Origin of the sequence: Pseudomonas sp. Fl5BN2, assembly GCF_009908205.1 — a bacterium.
Classification (GTDB): domain Bacteria; phylum Pseudomonadota; class Gammaproteobacteria; order Pseudomonadales; family Pseudomonadaceae; genus Aquipseudomonas.
In genome coordinates this window covers 54,544-72,963 of sequence record NZ_JAAARL010000007.1, presented here as the reverse complement: position 1 = coordinate 72,963, position 18,420 = coordinate 54,544, and the positions used below count along the sequence as shown (strand labels likewise).

Annotated in this window: 15 protein-coding genes and 1 pseudogene; 10 read left to right on the top strand and 6 right to left on the bottom strand. The window is 63.0% G+C overall.

The features are described 5' to 3' along the window. Positions 1-346: 346 nt before the first annotated feature. Positions 347-1,213 (top strand): AraC family transcriptional regulator, encoded by an 867-nt coding sequence (locus tag GV819_RS11820; RefSeq protein WP_161756262.1) that lies wholly within the window; start codon positions 347-349, stop codon positions 1,211-1,213. Between the two features lie 10 nt (positions 1,214-1,223). Here GV819_RS11820 and GV819_RS11815 read toward each other — a convergent pair whose 3' ends face one another. The 3 genes and pseudogenes from GV819_RS11815 to GV819_RS33740 all read right to left on the bottom strand — a co-directional run. Next, positions 1,224-1,808: a LysE family translocator gene (locus GV819_RS11815; RefSeq protein ID WP_161756261.1), complete on the bottom strand. Its 585-nt coding sequence runs from the start codon at positions 1,806-1,808 to the stop codon at positions 1,224-1,226. A 477-nt stretch (positions 1,809-2,285) separates the two neighbouring features. Further along, positions 2,286-3,485 carry a methyl-accepting chemotaxis protein gene (locus GV819_RS11810; protein WP_434738427.1) on the bottom strand — a complete coding sequence of 400 codons (1,200 nt, stop codon included), beginning with the start codon at positions 3,483-3,485 and terminating at the stop codon, positions 2,286-2,288. Between the two features lie 51 nt (positions 3,486-3,536). Next, positions 3,537-3,851: pseudogene (locus GV819_RS33740) on the bottom strand (PAS domain-containing protein); the annotation flags it as partial. 464 nt (positions 3,852-4,315) lie between these two features. On the opposite strand from GV819_RS33740, the gene GV819_RS11805 reads away from it, so the two are divergent. From GV819_RS11805 to dapA, 4 genes are all read left to right on the top strand, one after another. Further along, on the top strand, positions 4,316-4,888 hold the full coding sequence (locus GV819_RS11805) for a GNAT family N-acetyltransferase (protein ID WP_161756259.1): 573 nt from the start codon (positions 4,316-4,318) through the stop codon (positions 4,886-4,888). Continuing rightward, entirely contained in the window at positions 4,885-5,361 is a 477-nt protein-coding gene (locus GV819_RS11800) for a GNAT family N-acetyltransferase (protein ID WP_161756258.1), read from the top strand. The genes GV819_RS11805 and GV819_RS11800 overlap by 4 nt, the downstream gene beginning before the upstream one ends. A gap of 108 nt (positions 5,362-5,469) precedes the next feature. Beyond that, the gene (locus GV819_RS11795; protein WP_368668891.1) at positions 5,470-6,420 is read left to right on the top strand and encodes a sensor domain-containing diguanylate cyclase; all 951 of its coding nucleotides are present in this window, start codon (positions 5,470-5,472) and stop codon (positions 6,418-6,420) included. A 284-nt stretch (positions 6,421-6,704) separates the two neighbouring features. Then, positions 6,705-7,565 carry a 4-hydroxy-tetrahydrodipicolinate synthase gene (dapA, locus tag GV819_RS11790; protein WP_161756257.1) on the top strand — a complete coding sequence of 287 codons (861 nt, stop codon included), beginning with the start codon at positions 6,705-6,707 and terminating at the stop codon, positions 7,563-7,565. Between the two features lie 98 nt (positions 7,566-7,663). Here the strand turns inward: dapA and GV819_RS11785 are convergent, their stop codons facing one another. The 3 genes from GV819_RS11785 to GV819_RS11775 all read right to left on the bottom strand — a co-directional run bounded on the left by GV819_RS11785 (position 7,664) and on the right by GV819_RS11775 (position 10,622). Further along, positions 7,664-8,320 carry a ribonuclease T2 family protein gene (locus tag GV819_RS11785; protein ID WP_161756256.1) on the bottom strand — a complete coding sequence of 219 codons (657 nt, stop codon included), beginning with the start codon at positions 8,318-8,320 and terminating at the stop codon, positions 7,664-7,666. 174 nt (positions 8,321-8,494) lie between these two features. Then, a complete protein-coding gene (locus tag GV819_RS11780; RefSeq protein WP_161756255.1) occupies positions 8,495-9,133 on the bottom strand; it encodes a LysE family translocator in 639 nt (212 codons plus the stop codon). A gap of 127 nt (positions 9,134-9,260) precedes the next feature. Continuing rightward, a complete protein-coding gene (locus GV819_RS11775; protein WP_161756254.1) occupies positions 9,261-10,622 on the bottom strand; it encodes an HD domain-containing phosphohydrolase in 1,362 nt (453 codons plus the stop codon). A gap of 200 nt (positions 10,623-10,822) precedes the next feature. On the opposite strand from GV819_RS11775, the gene GV819_RS11770 reads away from it, so the two are divergent. The 5 genes from GV819_RS11770 to GV819_RS11750 are packed head-to-tail and all read left to right on the top strand — an operon-like array spanning position 10,823 to position 18,409. Continuing rightward, on the top strand, positions 10,823-12,739 hold the full coding sequence (locus tag GV819_RS11770) for a putative bifunctional diguanylate cyclase/phosphodiesterase (RefSeq protein WP_161756253.1): 1,917 nt from the start codon (positions 10,823-10,825) through the stop codon (positions 12,737-12,739). Beyond that, the gene (locus GV819_RS11765; RefSeq protein ID WP_161756252.1) at positions 12,736-13,725 is read left to right on the top strand and encodes a cytochrome-c peroxidase; all 990 of its coding nucleotides are present in this window, start codon (positions 12,736-12,738) and stop codon (positions 13,723-13,725) included. Before GV819_RS11770 ends, GV819_RS11765 begins: the two co-directional genes overlap by 4 nt. Beyond that, on the top strand, positions 13,722-15,518 hold the full coding sequence (locus tag GV819_RS11760) for a DAHL domain-containing protein (protein WP_161756251.1): 1,797 nt from the start codon (positions 13,722-13,724) through the stop codon (positions 15,516-15,518). Before GV819_RS11765 ends, GV819_RS11760 begins: the two co-directional genes overlap by 4 nt. Further along, positions 15,518-16,939: an ATP-binding protein gene (locus tag GV819_RS11755; protein ID WP_161756421.1), complete on the top strand. Its 1,422-nt coding sequence runs from the start codon at positions 15,518-15,520 to the stop codon at positions 16,937-16,939. Before GV819_RS11760 ends, GV819_RS11755 begins: the two co-directional genes overlap by 1 nt. 57 nt (positions 16,940-16,996) lie before the next feature. Beyond that, positions 16,997-18,409 (top strand): DUF2252 domain-containing protein, encoded by a 1,413-nt coding sequence (locus GV819_RS11750; protein WP_161756250.1) that lies wholly within the window; start codon positions 16,997-16,999, stop codon positions 18,407-18,409. Positions 18,410-18,420 lie beyond the last annotated feature (11 nt).

Here is an 18,420-nt window from a genome sequence, read left to right as displayed (position 1 = left end):
GAAGAAACCCCTGCCAGCAAGCACTGAATACAGTACGCCCCGGTGTTTTATCGTCCCGGGCACTGCAGAGCTGAACGACGTTGCCGAGCGACAGGCTGCTGGCAGCACCCGGCGCAGGCTTGAATCAATATGATTTGCAGGGTCCGCGGGCTTTTTGCGTTAACCGCGCCCAGTTCCCATTCACACCCAGGCTCGCCACCCCGCTCCACCGCTCGCTCTACCCGCTGAGAACCGACGCCATGCAACGCCTCCAGTCCCTTTCCTTTGGCACAAACCATCTACCGCGAGCCTTCGACGGTAACAGCTAATACACTCACGCCAGCCCCGCAACGATGGAAACCCAAGGATGAAACCCGCACTGCCCACCGACCAGGCACACCGGTTCTGGCGTGACCCGGCCTTGCCGTTCATTGAGGCCCGCTCCATCGCCGACGGGCGCCAGGTCTGCTACAGCCGTCACGCCCATGACCAGTTCTCCATTGGCTGCATCACTGCCGGCCACAGCACCTACCTGAGCGGACAATCGCAGTGGCGGGTCGACGCCGGCACCGTGGTGCTGATGAACCCCGGCGTGGTGCATGCCTGCAACCCCATCGACGACCAGCCCTGGGCCTATCGCATGCTCTATGTCGACACGCCCTGGCTGACCCGTTTGCAGCACGAACTGGGCTTCAGCCCAGAGCAGGAGTTTCGCCCCTTCGACACCACCCACAGCCACGACCCACAGCTGTTCGCCGAACTCGAGCAGCTGTACCAGGTCCTGGTGGACGAACAGGCCGAGATCCTGCACAAACACAGCTGCACGGTGGTGTTCTTCAGTGACCTGCAACAGCACCTGAACCCCGCGCAACCCGCGCCGCGGATCAGCAATGACAAACTTCAGCGGGCGGCTCTGTACATCCGCCAGCACTGCACTGCGCCGCTAACGCTGGAGGATATCTGCCAGGCCGCGCAACTCTCGGCGTCGTACCTGATCCGTGCCTTCAAGCAGCAGTTCGGCATGCCGCCCCACGCGTACCTGATCAATCAACGGGTGCAGTTTGCCCAGGCCCGCCTGCGCAACGGCGCGCCGATCGCCGAGGTGGCGCTGGAGGCCGGCTTCGCCGATCAGGCGCATTTCCAGCGGGCCTTCAAACAACACCTGGCAGCCACGCCAGGGCAATACCGGCGGCAGCCGCGAACGGCAAGCCTCAAGGCAGCAAGCGACAGCTGAAACCTGCCGTTCAAATGAGCAGATAGGCCGCACTGGCAACCAGCAACAGCGCCATGCTGCGGTTGAACAGACGCATGCCTGGCGGGTTGCTCAGGCAGTGCCGCAGAAAACCGCCAGCATAGGCCCAGCTGGCAATCGACAAGTAGCAGATGACGAAGTACACCCCGGCGAACAACCACACCCGATGCACCTCACCGTCACCCGCGAAGGCCCCCATACCGGCCACGCAGGCCAACCAGGCCTTGGGGTTGAGCCATTGCATCAGCGCGCCAGACCAGGCCGACGGCGCCCGCGCCTCGTCATCGGCATCCAAGCGGCCATCGTCACTGGCCAGTTTCCAGGCCATGAACAGCAGGAAGGCCACGCCGAACAGACGAATGCCCTGGCTCAGGAACGGCCACTGCCGCAACAGTTCATGCAGCCCCAACCCGGTCAGGACCAGCAGCAGGGTGAAACCCAGGGTGGCCCCGCCGACATGTCGCAAGCTGGCCTTGAAACCAAACCGCGCACCGCTGCCCAGGGCCACGATGTTCACCGGTCCCGGGGTAATCGACGCTGCCAGGGCAAAGGCCGCCATGGAAAACACTACGCTCATCATTTGCCTCTCCTGTCTGGGTGGGATCAACCGCAGGACAGGTTAGGCAAGCGTGGGTGGTGCGTATTGCAGAAAACTACCCTCGGCTCGGGCAGAACCCCGGGTGCTGCAAGTGACTCAGATCGCAATGCTGCTGGCACGCCCTTGCCACTCTCTTGGCGATCTCGCAATGGATGCCGGGGAGCCCGACCAAGTCTCGAATCGATGCACTTGAGACGAGCTCAACGCCACACACTAGTTCATCGAACATGGGCTGCCGATTCAACTTCGAGCTTTTAAAGAGTTCTGCGAAGCTCAACACATTAATGCAATCAACTGATTTCAGTTAAAACGCAATAACAGTCATTCCAGATAATTCTACACAACCCACCCTGCACGATTACTGACAACTTCAATTGCACACCGCACAGGCGACTTCGACGGAACTGAAAAAGATCAATCAGCTATTGAATAAAAGATGCTTATTGCCATTGGCGATCAACTATTAAACCGCGTGACCAGTGCATTAAGTTCCAGTGCGGTGGACTCAAGATCGCCACCGACCGTAGATGTGTGCACGGCGATTTCCGCGTTCTGATCCGAGACCCGGGCAATGTTGGTGATCTGCTCGGAAATCTCCTCGGCCACATGGGCTTGCTGCTCCGAAGCGGCAGCCATTTGCTGGCTCATCTGGTGAATGCGCTCCACCGCCGAGTTGATGCCCTCCAGGGCTTGTTGGGTGCTGATGACCTGGGCCACCCCGGAACGCGCCTCGACACTGCCCTGGCGCGCCACCGCCACCGCCTGGCTGGCCACTTCCTGCAGGGCGAGGATGATCCGCTGGATGCTCATGGTGGACTCCTGGGTCTTGGAGGCCAGCGCCCGCACTTCATCGGCCACCACCGCAAAACCACGGCCCTGCTCGCCGGCGCGGGCGGCCTCGATCGCCGCATTGAGGGCCAGCAGGTTGGTCTGCTCGGCGATCGAGCGGATCATGTTCGCTGCCTGCTGGATCGACTGGGTTTCCTCGGCCAAGCCCTCCACCGACTGGCTGACCGCGTCCACGGTGGCAGCCAGCTTTTCGATCACCGCGCGGGTTTTCCGGGCTTCATCGGAGCCCACCTGGGTCAGGTTGTTGACCTGGTCAGCGGCCGAAGCGGTGTCATGAATATGCACCGAGACCTGGGAAATCGACGCGGCCATCTGGTTCATCGCGGTGGCCGCCATGTCTGCTTCGTCCCGTTGCCGGCCCAGCGCCGACTCCGCCTGGGCGGACAGTTTCTTGCTGGTGGAAGCCAGGCCGGCCGCCTGGTTGGCGTAATCTCCCAGGCGGCTGAGGGCGGTACGGATTTTCGCCGACTCGCTGATCAGGATCATCTGCAGCTGCGCCACCGGGCCGTGTTCATCGGTATAGGTGCGGGCAATCAACTCACTGTCAAAACTGCCCAGGGACACCGAACTGATCCGCCTCAGCATCTGCCGTGCGCGATAGACGGCGTAACCCTGCAACGCCGCAACACTTGGGATCAAGGCACCCAGCGCGGCCCAGGGGCCACCCAGCCAATAGCCACCGAGGGTGGCGACCAGGGCCAGCAGCGGCGGCAGGACCCAGCTCCTGGCGGTGGCCAGCCGGCGGCCCCAGGGCAACGCCGGGTTATTGCCGCGCAGGCGCTGATACAGCTCGCCGGCCCGCTCCACCTGTTCACGCTCGGGCTTGACCCGCACCGACTCATAACCGGCGATCACGCCCTGGCTGAATATCGGCGTGACATAAGCGTTGACCCAGTAGTGATCGCCGTTGTTGCAGCGGTTTTTGATAATGCCCATCCAGCTCTTGCCATCCTTGAGGTAGGACCACATGTGGGCGAACACCGCTTCGGGCATGTCCGGATGGCGCACCGTGTTGTGTGGGCTGCCAATCAGCTCTTCACGACTGAAGCCACTGACCGCGACGAACTCATCGTTGCAATAAGTAATCTTGCCGCGAATGTCGGTCGCGGAGATAAGCCGTTGCTCAATAGGAAACACCCGCTCACGCTGAGTCACCGGGAGATTGTTTTTCATCGGAAAAACCTCGCAGGAAAGTAATGAATTGCCAGTCATTATCAAATAGCAACTTGCGCATCCTGCGATTACCCGAAGACTGCTTCTGCGCACCTGCAGAACTTTCCTGGAACTTGCGAGCCCAGACAAACAAGCACTCAGCGTCCAGCCGAATCGAGTCTAGATACGACAATTAATACGGGCATCGAATATTCATTGGTGTTTCGGACTTCAGTGACTCTAGATCAAACTTTAATGACCTGGATCAATACTTAGCCTGACAACCAAAGACAGACCCGGTAGTGATTGAGAAATATTCTTTCTGCCGCCTGGCCTCATCCGGCGCGCCAGCGATGGAAAAGCACCGCGTCATCACCTACCTTCTCTGGGTCGCGCAGGCCGCCTGGCGGCCAATCCGGCATCACCCCAGCAGCGGGTGAAACACCCCCATCCTGCCCCAGCGCCTTTGCCAAAGAGCCTTGCCCATGCCTGCTCCCAGCACCCAAACCGCCCGCCTGCTGTTGCGCGCACCGACCCTGGCCGACCTGCCACAAGTCTGCGCCATCCATGGCGATCCGCAGACCAACCGTTTCAACCCTCATGGCCCGGCCAGCGACGCTGCCAGCGCCGACAAGCTGCACACCTGGATCGACCACTGGCAGCGCCACGGCTTCGGCTACTGGGCGATTACCTTGCTGGCCCGGCCGCAACAAATCATTGGTTTCGGCGGCATCATGCAGGCCTATTTCGGCCATGAGCCGGGGCTGAACCTGTACCTGCGCTTCAGCCCCGCTGCCTGGGGCCAAGGCTACGCCGGCGAAATGGCCCAGGCCGCCCTGCGACTGGCCTTCGAAGACTTGCATGCACCACGGATCACCGGCCTGGTGCGCCCCGACAACCTGCCGTCAAGACGCGTCCTGGAACGCCTGGGGCTGACCCTCGACGGCCAATTGGATGATTTTCCGGGCCTGCCCCCCAGCCTGTTGTACCGCCTGAGCGCCGACGATCATGCCGCGGCGCTGGCCTTGGCCAGTGTTGCCCAGGACGCCCGCGGATGAAGCACCTCGAACTGCGCCCGGCGGCTCGCGACGACTGGCCCTGCCTGGACAACCTCATGCAGTTCTATCTCTATGAGCTCAGCCAGTGGCTGGTGCTGAAGCTCGGAGCCCAGGGGCTGTACCCGATCCAGGCCTTGGACGACTACTGGCGCGACCCCGCTACTCGGCCCTGGCTGATCCTGGTGGATGGCGAACTGGCCGGTTTTGCCGTCGTCGACCATCAGCAATGCGACAGCCCGACGCGCTGCAACCTGGGCTACCTGTTCATTGCCCGGCGCTTTCGCCGCCAGGGCTTCGGCCGGCGGGTGGCGCAGCAACTTCTCGCCAGCACAAGCGGCCCATGGCAGTTGACCCACTTCGACGCCAACCTGCCTGCAGGCGCGTTCTGGCGCGCCCTGCTCGCCGACGTCAGTCCGGCGTCCATCGTCGCCCAGGGCCTTCCCGCAACCCGATATCGCTGGCCCGAGGCGTAAAATCCGGCGGCGGCCAAGCCATCCATCATCTGCCCCCCAGCCCCCCTTGATTCTCATTAGCCGTCACCGCCATGCTGCGGCAGTTTTTCTTCCGCCGAGGCTCTGACTGTGTTGAATTCTGCCAACCTCCCTGCTGAACCCAATCACGACGTGTACAAGACCCTGCTCGAATCGACCAAGGCCATTCCCTGGCGCATCGACTGGAAGACCATGACCTTCAGCTACATCGGTCCGCAGATTGAACACCTGCTGGGCTGGACCCCGGACAGTTGGGCCAGCGTCGACGACTGGGTGAGCCGCATGCACCCGGACGATCGCGAGTACGTGGTGGAGTTCTGCGTCTCGCAGTCCCGGGCCGGGGTCGACCACGAAGCCGACTACCGGGCGCTGACCAAAGACGGCGACTACGTGTGGATTCGCGATGTGGTGCACGTGGTGCGCAAGGACGGCGAGGTCGAGGCGCTGGTCGGCTTCATGTTCGACATCAGTGAGCGCAAGCAGACCGAAGAGCACCTGGTGCGCCTGCAGAAGCAACTGGAAGAGTATTCATTCCAGGACGGCCTGACCGCGATTGCCAACCGGCGGATGTTCGACACCATGCTCGAACGCGAATGGAACAGCGCCCAGCGTAGCCAACTGCCCCTGAGCCTGATCATTCTCGATATCGACTATTTCAAGCAGTACAACGACCACTACGGCCACCTCCAGGGCGATGAAGCCTTGCGCCTGGTGGCCCAGACCCTGTCCCTGGCCGCCAACCGCCCCCGGGACTTCATTGCCCGCATTGGCGGCGAAGAGTTTGTCTGGCTGCTGCCGGAGACCGACGCGCTGTCGGCCCGGCTGGTGGCCAACAAATGCCTGCAGTTGATTCGCCAGCAACAAATCGACCACCAACATTCGACGGTGTCCCGCTGGCTGACCCTGAGCCTTGGGGTCGGCACCACCCTGGCCCTTGAGGGCGCCAAGGCCCTGGAGTTTGTCGAGCAGGTCGACAAGCTGCTGTACCGGGCCAAGCACAACGGCAGGATGCGCGCCGAATTCGCGGTGTTCGAGGATTGACAAACATCACGCTGGCTCTTAAAACTGAGCGCCTGATTTCAGAGCTTGTCTTGACCATGCCCCACACCCTTGACTTCGACTTTCGCGCCCTTGGCTTGTCTGCCAAGGCCGAGGCGTGGGTGGCTTGCAGCTCTAAATCGAAGAAACAGTCGCTCATGTGACCGGGGCGCTGTGTCCCGTCAGATGAGCTGACAGGACCTCAGGCGCTACGGACACCCTCCCTTTGCTGATTGCCCTTCTACTCTTCTGACGTGACCCGACGGTCAACCATCAGGAGAACACGCATGTCATCGTTTCAAGGTATCTGGGTCCCCATCGTCACCCCCTTCGCCGACGGCGCCATCGACTTTGCCGCCCTGCGGCGTCTGAGCAGCCACCTGCTGGACAGTGGCGTGGCCGGGCTGGTGGTCTGCGGTACCACCGGTGAAGCCGCCGCCCTGGACAAGGACGAGCAGCTGGCAGTACTCGATGCGGTACTGGAAACAGCACCTGCCGGGCGGGTGATCATGGGGCTGGCGGGCAACCACCTGAAGTCATTGCTGAGCCTGCAGCAGCAGATTCTCAAACGCCCGGTGGCGGCCCTGCTGGTGCCTGCGCCCTACTACATCCGGCCTTCGCAGGCAGCCCTGGAAAGCTTCTTCCACAGCGTCGCCGATGCCTCCAGCGTGCCCATCATCGTCTACGACATTCCCTACCGCACCGGGGTCACCCTGCAGCAAAGCACCTTGCTCAACATCGTCCGCCATCCACGGATCAAGGCGGTCAAGGATTGCGGCGGCAACCTGGAGAACACCCTGGCGCTGCTGGCCAGTGGCGACGTGGAAGTACTCTGTGGCGAGGATCTGCAGCTGTTCAGCGCCTTGTGCCTGGGGGCTTGCGGAGCCATTGCGGCCTCGGCGCATATTCGCCCTGAGCGGTTCGTGCAACTGCTGCAACAGGTTCAGGCACAACAACTGCACGCGGCCAGGGCGACCTTCCTGCAACTGGTGCCGATGATCCAGGCCCTGTTCGCCGAGCCCAATCCGGCACCGGTGAAAGCGCTGCTGGCCCATCAAGGGCTGATCGAGCCGCAGTTGCGGGCACCGATGCAGGATTGCGGCCAAGCAACCGCCGAGCGCCTGCAGAACCTGCTCGCCAGCCTGTAGACCCTGCTACTGGCGGCGATCGGGCGTGGTCCGGTTTGCCGCCAGCCAACGCCTGCAGTTGCCCTGCGGCAGCAGTCGATTGGCCGGCGAAGACGCCCTCAGCGAATCGGCGGTACGCGAATCTGGCCCGCGCGGCACTGGTCCTTCACACCTTTGCCGCAGGCACCAAAGTCCAGGTCCTTGGTCAGGCACACCCGTACTTCGGAAAGCTCGGGACCGCTGCAGAGAATGGCAATGCCATTTTCGGCAATCCCCGGATTGCTCTGGCGAAACTGCTGGGCAATCGCCGAGGCCTCGAAGTAGCGCACCTGCGTCGATGGCTGCAGCGCCTCGGGAATCTGTACCTTGGCCAGGGACTTGTCCGCCGCATCCAGGTAGCCCATGCCGCCCAGGCCGCTGCAGGTGCCATGCTTGGTCCATTCGTGGTTGAGCAGCTTTTCCGTGGGGAACAGGGTCAGGCCCTTGGCGCGTTCTTCCCGGCTCAGCGGCGTCAGTGGCGGGCACGACTCCGGCCAGCCGCCCTTGGCGTACTGCGGCCACAGGCCGTGCAGGACAAAACCGTAGCCCTTGCCCGTGCACTGCTGGTTCTCCGGGTGCATCAGGCAGAAGGTCGGCGACCAGGACAGGGTCAGTAGGTAATAGTCGAAGGTTCCTGCTACCGAGTCGCGCTGTTGCTTGGGCTGGCGCGCGTCGCTGATGCCCACCATCCCCAGGGTCAGCACCAGGGCCGCCATCAGGGCAAAAAACTGTTTCATCGTGAATTCTCCTTGGGGAATCGAAGCGTCCTGGCCCCGCCATCGGGGTGGAGCGGATTGAACATAGCCTCACCTTCTTGGCAGCGGAGCGTTGCAGGAACATGACAAGGGCGCCATGGCGTCCCCGGAAAACCGGCCAGGTGCCGGGGGGGCGACAAAATACCAGCGAACCGCCTAGAGCGCAGGGTTATCGCTACGCCGATACAGGCCAACCCCCACCGCCAACAGCGCCAGCAGGCCGGCGCAACTGCGATTGATCCAGCCCATGACCCGGGCGGAAAACGTCGCCATGGCGCGCCGCCCACCGACGGCGTAGAGGCTCATCATTACGCAGTCCACCAGGGCACTGACCAGCGCGAGGATCAGGTACTGCTCTGCCACAGGCTGTTGCGGACGCACGAACTGCGGCACGAAGGCCGAGAAAAACAACAACCCCTTGGGATTCGACAACCCCACCAGCAACGCCCGGCGAAAGGCCGAGCGCCCGGAGCTGCCCGAGGCAGCGTTGAGCGAGCGTGCCAGGGCCTGGGTCGGGGCACGCCACAGGCACCAGGCGAGGTACAGCAGATACACCGCGCCGCAGCTCTTGACCACCACGAACAGCGGCTCCGAGGCCTGCAGCAACGCCCCCAGCCCACACCCCACGGCGCCGATCAGCAGCAGGTCGGACAACGCCGCCCCGGCAATCCCCCAGCCCGCCACTCGCAGGCCGTGGCTCGCGCCGTTGTTCAAGGCCAGCAGCATCGACGGCCCCGGGGTGATCATGACCGCACTCACCGTGACGATATAGAGAAAAAGGGTTGCCAGATCCATCGCATTGCTCCCGGAAAATCCACCGCGGCCTGGCCCAGGTCGGGCGCTGTGATCTCCGCGCGTCACCACGACCACCCGGCAGAAGGCAAAAGATGACGTTCAACGCGCCACAGATCAAGCGTTGCGATCAACCACCGGGAATACCGGGGCTAGCCCCACCGACCTCGGGCACCCGGACAAAGATGCTGTACTTGGCGCCCTCCATGGCTTCGAAAGCGATGAGTTTCTGCACCAGGGGTTCATTGAGTACCTTGCCGGCATTGAGCAGCAACATGCCGTTGTCGGCATTCAGATTGCGCGACAGGACCATCCCGTCCTGCAGTTCCCGGGTCCCCAGTACCTTGACCGTCGGGTCGTCGACGCTGACATCGCTGAGATAGGCCGCGCAGCTCCGAACAAAGTCCTCCACCAGCTCAGGGTCATACAACCGGCCGGCGTATTTGCGAATGAACAGCAAAGCCTCGTCGCTGTTCATCCGCCGCTCCAGGATCAACCCGCACTGCAGCTCGATGAAGTCCACCGCCAGCTTGAGCAACCTTGCCCCCCAGGGAATGGCCTCGCCCTTGAGGTGGTCGGGAAAACCACTGCCGTCCCAGCGTTCCTGGTGATGGAGGATCAGGCGCGCGGCGTCCTGCATGGGCTCCAGGGACATCAGCAGCGACTCGCTCTGCTTCGGATAGGCGCGGTAGCGATCACGCTCCAGGTGATGCAACAAGTCCGCCGGGGAGTTGAGCATGGCATCGCTCCAGCTCAGCTTGCCGATGTTGTACAACGCCGCGGCCATGGCCAGGTCGCGGCTGGAGGCTTCGTCCAGGCCATGGCTGATGCAACAGACACGCACCAGGTCGATGACCTTGCGGTTGGTCTGTTTGTCCGTCGGCAGCCGCAGGTTGGCCAGCAGTGAAAACACCTCGGTGGCCGTTACATAACTGTGTTTGAGCTCGTCGTAGGCCAGGTCCAGCATATCTGCGGTCTGCTGCAACTCTGCGGTGCGCGAGGTCACGCGCTGCTCCAGGCCGACATTGCTCGCCTTGAGCTGGCGATTCTGCTCCAGGACCAGCTGCTGCAAGCGCTTGAGCTCACGCTCCGCCTGCTGGTGCTCCAGCACCTGGCGCAGGATCAGCAGCAGCTCCTCGTCATTCCAGGGCTTGCTCAGGTACTGGTGGATCTGCCCTTCGTTGACCGCCTTGACGATGGTCTCCAGGTCGGCATACCCGGTGAGCAGAATCCGCCGGGTGGTCGGGTAGCCCTCACGCACGCGGGCGAGCAAGGTGGCGCCATCCATGCTGGGCATGCGTGCATCACTCATGACCAGGTCCACGGGACGCTCGGCGAGAATCTCCAGGGCCCTGGCGCCGCTATTGGCCAGCAGCACCTCATAGGGCTGGCTGCGCAACAGGCGCTTCAGGCTGCTGAGAATCGACTCTTCGTCATCCACCAGCAACAGGCTGGCGCGTGGGCCGGACTCGGGCAGTGGCGAATCTTCCATGCAGCTTCTCCCTGGGCGACACAGCGTTTCCTCGACGGATCTCACAGGCCGCTCGGCAACTGCGGGATTTCCCAGACAATCCTAGATGGATTTTTTATTTTCACCCGGCCACCTGCACTGAAAAAAAACGCCTCTGGGGAGCTCTAGCAATGACTATGCTGACAGCGTTGAACGCAAGCTCAGAGCACTAGGGAAGGTCTATGGACGCTGGCTGCGACGCACAGAAAAGATCGCAAGAGGCCTCTGGCTCGCTGTCTGAGCGGGTCAACCGACGGGTGCTGATCGTCGACGACAGCCCCTCGATCCATGACGACTTCCAGAAGATTCTCGCGCCCCGCCAGGACTTGGCCCTGGGTCTCGCCGAACAGCAGCTGTTCGGCAGTGCCCCGACCCAGGCCGCCCAAACCTTTAGCCTGGACTCGGCGTTTCAGGGCCGCGAAGCCCTGGCCAAGGTCGAATCGGCCCTGGCCCAGGGCCTGCCCTACGCCATGGCATTCATCGACCTGCGCATGCCTCCCGGCTGGGACGGCCTGGAAACCATCGAACGCCTGTGGCAGGCCGACCCGGACCTGCAGATCGCCCTGTGCACCGCCTACTCCGACTATTCCTGGGAGGACATGGCCGAGCGCCTGGTGTTTGGCGACCAGTTGCTGATCCTGAAAAAGCCTTTCGACAGCCTGGAAATCCGCCAGATGGCCAACGCCCTGACCTGGAAATGGCAGATGGCCCAGGACGCCCGGCAGAAGCTCAACGAGCTGCAGCAGACCATCGAGGATCGAGTCGCTGAGCTGCTCAAGGTCTCCCACCTGTTGCACTACGACCTGTTGACCGGGCTGCCGTCGAGCACCCTGCTGGGCGACCGCCTGGACCAGGCCATGGCCCAGGCCCGACGCCATGACAAGCAAGTGGCGGTGATGTTCATCGGCCTGGACCGCTTCAAGCGGATCAACAATGCCCTGGGTTACCCGGCGGGCGATGAGCTGCTCAAGGCAATTGCCCAGCGCCTGCAGCACAGCATGCGTGAATCCGACTCGGTGTTCCGCTACGGCTCCGACGAGTTCGTGGTGCTGGTGCATGACCTGCACCCACCGCCCCAGATACGGGTCGTCGCGCAAAAACTCCTGGTGAAGCTGGGCCAGCCCCATGACATCGCCGGGCACGACCTGCGGGTCACCGCCAGCCTGGGCATCAGTCTGTACCCCGAGGATGGCCAGGATGCCCTGTCGCTGATCAAGAAGGCCGAGATGGCCATGCGCAACAGCAAGGACCAGGCACCGGGCAGCTACGGTTTCTTCACCGAAGACATGAGCCACCAGGCCCGGGAACAGCAACACCTGGAATCGGGCATTCGCCAGGCCCTGGAACGCCAGGAGTTTTGCCTGCACTACCAGCCGAAAATCCACCTGGCCTCGGGCCAGGTGGTGGGCGCCGAGGCGTTGATTCGCTGGCACAACCCGCAGCAGGGCTGGATCAGCCCCGCGCAGTTCATTCCCGTGGCCGAAGACAGCGGCCTGATCACCGCCATCAGCCAGTGGGTGCTGGGTGAGGCCACTCGCCAGTCCCGGGCCTGGCAGGACGCCGGCCTGACACCCATTCGCCTGTCGGTGAATCTCTCGGCCAGCGACTTCAGACAGCCACAATTGCTCCAGCAACTGCAGGCAACGCTCCGTGACAGCGCCCTGGACCCCGCCTTACTGGAGCTGGAAATCACCGAAGGCGTGCTGATGCAGAACGTCGAAGCCACCCTCGCCATCTTGCAGGCCATCAAGACCCTGGGAGTACGCCTGGCCATCGACGATTTTGGCACCGGCTATTCGAGCCTGAGCTATCTGCGCAAGTTTCCCGTGGACGTACTGAAGATCGACCAGTCCTTTGTCCAGGGAGTGAGCCATGACCACAAGGACGCGGCGCTGGTCAGCGCCATCATCAACCTCGGTCGCAGCCTGCACCTGAGTATCATCGCCGAAGGGGTGGAAACCCCGGAACAACTGACATTCCTGCAGCATCAGGGCTGTGAGGAAGGCCAGGGTTACTACTTCAGCAAGGCCCTGCCCGCCGAGGAATTCGCCCGGCTGCTCAGTGCACAGACCGCCTCCCCGTCCGGTGCACGGCCATGAGCGCCACCCGTGAGTATCGCAAGCACCTGCTGCGCGCACTGAACTGCCTGCTGCTCAGTACCTTGCTGGGTACTGGCCTGCACGCCCACGGTGAGGCACTGGATGAACCGCTCAAGCCCTTGCCCGCGCCGCCCACCCTCGATCCCAAAAAGGTCGAGCTGGGCCGGCGGCTGTTCAATGAGCCGCGCTTGTCGTTGAACAGCAGCCTGTCCTGCGCCAGTTGTCATCAACTGGACAAGGGCGGCGCCGATGGCCGCGCAACTTCGCCGGGGTTCCTCGGGCAGCCGACCCGGGTCAATGCGCCCAGTGTGTTCAACGCCGCGCTGAACTTTCGCCAGTTCTGGGACGGCCGCGCCGAAACGCTTGAGGCGCAGATCGATAGCGTGGTGCAGAGCCCCATCGAGATGGGCAACAACTGGCCCAACCTGCTCCGCACCCTGAGTGACGACACCACCTACCGCCAGTCCTTCGGCGAGCTGTACCCGGATGGCGTCACTACAGCCAATGTGCAGAACGCCCTGGCCTCCTACGAAAAGACCCTGCTGAGCAGCAATTCGCGGTTCGACCAATACCTGCAAGGCAACACCGAGGTCCTCAGCCTGGATGAAAAACACGGCTACCAGCGGTTCAAGGACTACGGCTGCATCGCCTGCCACCAGGGGGTCAACATCGGCGGCAACATGTTCCAGAAGTTCGGAGTGATGGGCGATTACTTCACGGCCCGGGGCAACCCCACCGAGGCCGACCTCGGGCGTTTCCTGATCACTGGCGACGAGCAGGACCGCAATGTCTTCAAGGTCCCCAGCCTGCGCAACGTTGCGCTCACCGCCCCGTACTTCCACGACGGCTCGGCGCAGACCCTGGAGCAGGCAGTGGAGGTGATGTTCAAGTATCAACTGGGACGTCTGCCCAACCCCCTGGATACCAGCCTGATCGTCAAGTTTCTCAAGACCCTTACGGGCGAACAGCAGGACCCGCCCCTATGAAGCTGCCGCGCCGCTTGCCCGCAACGCTGCTGACCCTGGGCCTGGTGATGGCGCTGGCGTTTGTGTATTTGAAGACGATGATCGGCCAGACCTCGAACTACGCCCTGTCACGGGACCTGATCGGCCACATCAAGCAACTCAACGCCCAATGGGAAACCGAGGTGCTCAAGGCACGTATCGCCATCACCCACAACTACGATCCGCTGGTGATCCCGGTGCAGCAGATCAATGAGCTCTGGAGCCGCTTCGATCGGGCCTCGAAACAGGACCACAGCGATCCGGCGGCCTGGCAGGCGAGCCATCAGGCATTCCTCGAGGCGCTGCAGGAAAAGGCCGGGCTGGTGGAGCGCTTCAAGTCCCACAACTCCATACTGCGCAACTCCCTGGCGTTCCTGCCCACCGCCGAAGACGACATCCAACTGCGGTTGGCCAGCCTCGACGATGAACAGCGACTGGCGCAGCAGAACATCGCCATCGATACCTACGACCTGCTGCTCAGCAGCCTGGAGTTCGCCCAGGTTTCCACCGACGACAAGGCCGCGGACATCCTGCTGGGGCTGAACAAGCTCGCGATCAACAAGGAGCGTCTGCCCGAACCGCTGCACCAGCCGGTGGAGATTCTCAGCAACCATGTCTCGGTGATTCTGCGCGAACAGCCGGTGGTCAATGACCTGCTGGAGCGGATCACCTCGATCCCGATCGCCGGGCGCCTGGACGCCATCACCCAGTTGCTCAACCAGGACCAGCTCCAGACCGACCTGCAAGACCAGAAGGCGCACCAGTACCTGCTGCTGTTCTCGGTGTTGCTGGTGCTGCTGATCCTCTACCTGGTGGTCAGGCTGGTGCGCAGTTATGCGGTCATCCAGCGAGTCAACACCGCCCTGCAAAGCGCCAATGAACACCTGGAGCAGCGGGTCGAGGAGCGCACCCGGGAACTCAAGGAGGTGCAGAGCGAACTGCTGGACGCGGCGCGTCAGGCCGGGATGGCGGAAATCGCCACCAACGTGCTGCACAACGTTGGCAACGTGCTCAACAGCGTCAACATTTCCAGCGAGCTGCTGAGCCGCACACTGCGTACCAGCAAAGCCCTGGGCCTGGGCAAGGCGATGCAACTGGTCAACCAGCACGGCAGCGACCTGGGGCGTTTCTTCAGCGAGGACGAAAAGGGCAAGCTGCTTCCCGGTTACTTCAACCAGCTGGTGCAGGCCATCGCCAGCGAGCAGCAAGGCATGAGCGAAGAGCTGGCCCAACTGAGCCGCAGCGTCGACCACATCAAGGAGATCGTCGCCACCCAGCAGTCCTATGCCGGGGCGTCGCGCCTGGTCGAACCGCTGAAGGTCGCCGAGTTGATCGACGATGCCCTGCGGATGAATTCCGGGGCCCTGACCCGGCATCAAGTCACCGTGGTCCGGGACTACGCCGCAGTGCCTGCAGTCATGGGCGACAAGCACCGCATGCTGCTGATCCTGATCAACCTGATCAGCAACGCCAAATACGCCATGTCCGGGCTCGATGATCACCCACGGACCCTGACCCTGAGCGCCCGGGTAGTGGACGGCGAGACCCTACGCATCAGCGTCAAGGACGAAGGCGAAGGCATTGCCGCAGAAAACCTGACGCGAATCTTTGCCCACGGTTTCACCACCCGCAAGGACGGGCACGGCTTCGGCCTGCACAGTTGCGCCCTGGCCGCCATGGAAATGGACGGACAGCTGAGCGTGCACAGTGACGGACCGGGCCTGGGCGCCACCTTTACCCTGGACATTCCGCTGATCAGCGCCGAGGGCCAATGATGGAAGAGCTGAGCAACCGCCGCATTCTGTTGATCGACGACACCCCGTCGATTCACGAGGACTTCCGCAAAATCCTCACCCCGCCGCCCCAGGATGACAGCACCCTGGACGACCTCGAGGCGCAGCTGTTCGGCGCCTCGACCAAGCCCCAGCAGCCGGCCTTCGAACTGGACTCGGCCTACGGTGGCGAGGAAGGCTTGGGCCTGGTCTGCCAGGCCCTGGAACAGCAGCGACCCTATGCCCTGGCCTTCGTCGACATGCGCATGCCCCTGGGCTGGGACGGGGCCCAGACCATCGAGCGGCTATGGCAAGCGGACCCGCGTCTGCAGGTAGTGGTTTGCACCGCCTATTCCGACTACTCCTGGGAGGATCTGCTGGAACGCCTGCAGGGCCACAACCGGCTGCTGATCCTGAAAAAACCCTTCGACAACATCGAAGTCCAGCAGATGGCCAGCACCCTCACCAGCAAGTGGGAAATGACTGCCCGCGCGCTGTTGCAGATGCATCACCTGGAGCAGTTGGTGGAACAGCGCACCGAAGACCTGAAACACACCGGGGCAGCCCTGCAGCAGGAGATCGACGAACGCAAACAACTGGAAAACCAGCTGGTGCAATCCGAGAAGCTGGCCTCCCTGGGCCAGCTGGCAGCCGGGGTCGCCCACGAAATCAACAACCCCATCGGCTTTGTCTCCTCCAACCTCGGCAGCCTGGCCGGCTACCTGCAACAGCTCAACCAGATGCTCAGCGCCTATCGCCAGGCCGAAGAGGCGATTGCCGCCCCGGAGCTGCGCAAGCGCTTGCAAAGCCTGCGGGAAAGCATCGACCTGGACTTTCTCCAGGAAGACATTCCGCTGCTGATCAAAGAGTCCAAGGACGGCATCGGCCGGGTCGAACAGATCGTCAAGGACCTGAAGAACTTCTCCCGGGTCGACAGCGACCAGCAGTGGCAAATGGCCAACCTGCAACAGGGCATCGACTCGACCCTGAACATCGTCGCCAACGAACTCAAGTACAAGGCCGACCTGATCAAGGACTACCACACATTGCCGGACATCGAGTGCCTGCCCTCGCAGCTCAACCAGGTGGTCATGAACCTGGTGGTCAACGCCGCCCAGGCCATCGGCCCGGAACGCGGCACCATCACCCTCAGCAACGGCGCAGACGCAGACCGGGTCTGGCTGGAAGTGAGCGACAGCGGTTGCGGCATCGATGAGCAGCACCTGGCGAAGATCTTCGACCCCTTCTTCACCACCAAACCCGTGGGCCAGGGCACTGGCCTGGGGCTGTCGTTGTCCTATGGAATAGTCAAGAAACACGGGGGGCAGATCAGCGTGCGCAGCCAGCTCGGCGTCGGCAGCACCTTTCGCGTGGAGCTACCGATCCGCCAGGAGGCCCGTGACGCGGCAGCGTCCGATGCCTGAACCCTGCGCCCGGGCAAACGCCGGCAACAATACCTCGCCCTCCCACAGGTGCCAGCCATGAACCGCCCCAGCGACCCGCTCAAGCAAGGCAAGCAAGCCCGCAAGCACTGTCCCCGCAGTTCCCATGCGGCTCCCGGGCAGGTCAAGCGCGACCCCTTGCCGCTGATCGAAGCCTCGAGCCAGGGGCGGGTCCAGTCCCTGGTGGCGTTGCGCTACGGGCGCATGCTGGTGTCGCCCTTCACCTTCTACCGCGGCAACGCCCTGCTCCAGGCCCACGACCTGGCGACTACACCAGACATGGGCCTGCGCTCGACCATCTGCGGCGATTGCCACTTGATGAACTTCGGCGGCTTCGCCACCCCGGAACGCAACCTGTTGTTCAGCGTCAACGATTTCGACGAGGTTCACCCGGGGCCCTGGGAGTGGGACCTGAAGCGCCTGGTGGCGAGTTTCCTGATCGCCGCCCGGCACCTTCGCCACGGCGCCCGAGTCGAGGAGCGGGTCTGCCGCGAACTGGTGGGCGCCTACCAGCGCAGCATGGCCACCTGCGCCGGACAGAACGCCCTGGACATCTGGTACGACGCCCTGACCCAGGACGACCTGCTGCAACAGGCGCAGGCCAACGGCAATGTCCTCGGGCATCTGCAACGGGCCATCGACAAGGCGGCGCGACGCACCCACGCCGGCCTGCTGCCGAAGATCAGCGAACGCGACAGCCGCGGACAGTTGCGGATTCGTGACGACTTGCCGGAGATTTTCCACCTGCACAAAGAGACATCGTTGCTTGATAACGATGACGACTGGATGCGCCTGGAAGACTGGCGGCCACTGTACGACACCTTCATGCGCGACTATCGCGGCACCCTGCAGGCCGACCGGCGTGACCTGCTGGCCCGATTCAGCGCCCGTGACCTGGTGTTCAAGGTGGTGGGCGTGGGCAGCGTCGGCACCCGCTGCCTGGTCGCGCTGCTCACCGATAACCAGCAGCAGCCGCTGTTCCTGCAGTTCAAGGAGGCCCGACGCTCGGTGCTCGCCGACTACGTGAATACTCGCTCACGGCCGCGCCACAACGGCCAGCGAGTGGTGGAAGGGCAACGCCTGATGCAGTCCGCCAGCGACCTGTTCCTGGGCTGGACCACCGGCCCCAATGGTCGCCACTTCTATGTGCGCCAACTGCGGGACATGAAGGTCTCGGCGGAACTGGAAACCTTCGATGAAGAAACCTTTGCTGCCTATGCCCGGGTCTGTGGCCGGGCGTTGGCCCGGGCCCATGCCAAGGCTTCGGGCAAAGCGGCGCTGATCAGCGGCTATATCGGCAGCAGCGAGACCCTGGCCGAAGCCCTGTGGCACTACGCCCAGGCTTATGCCACGCAAAACGAACGGGACTTCGAGCGCTTCCAGCAGGCCTGCCGCAAGGGCCGCCTGCAGGCCCGCTCGGAGGCGGACTTCGCCGCCGATCACCTGCCCTGAAGGCACCTCGC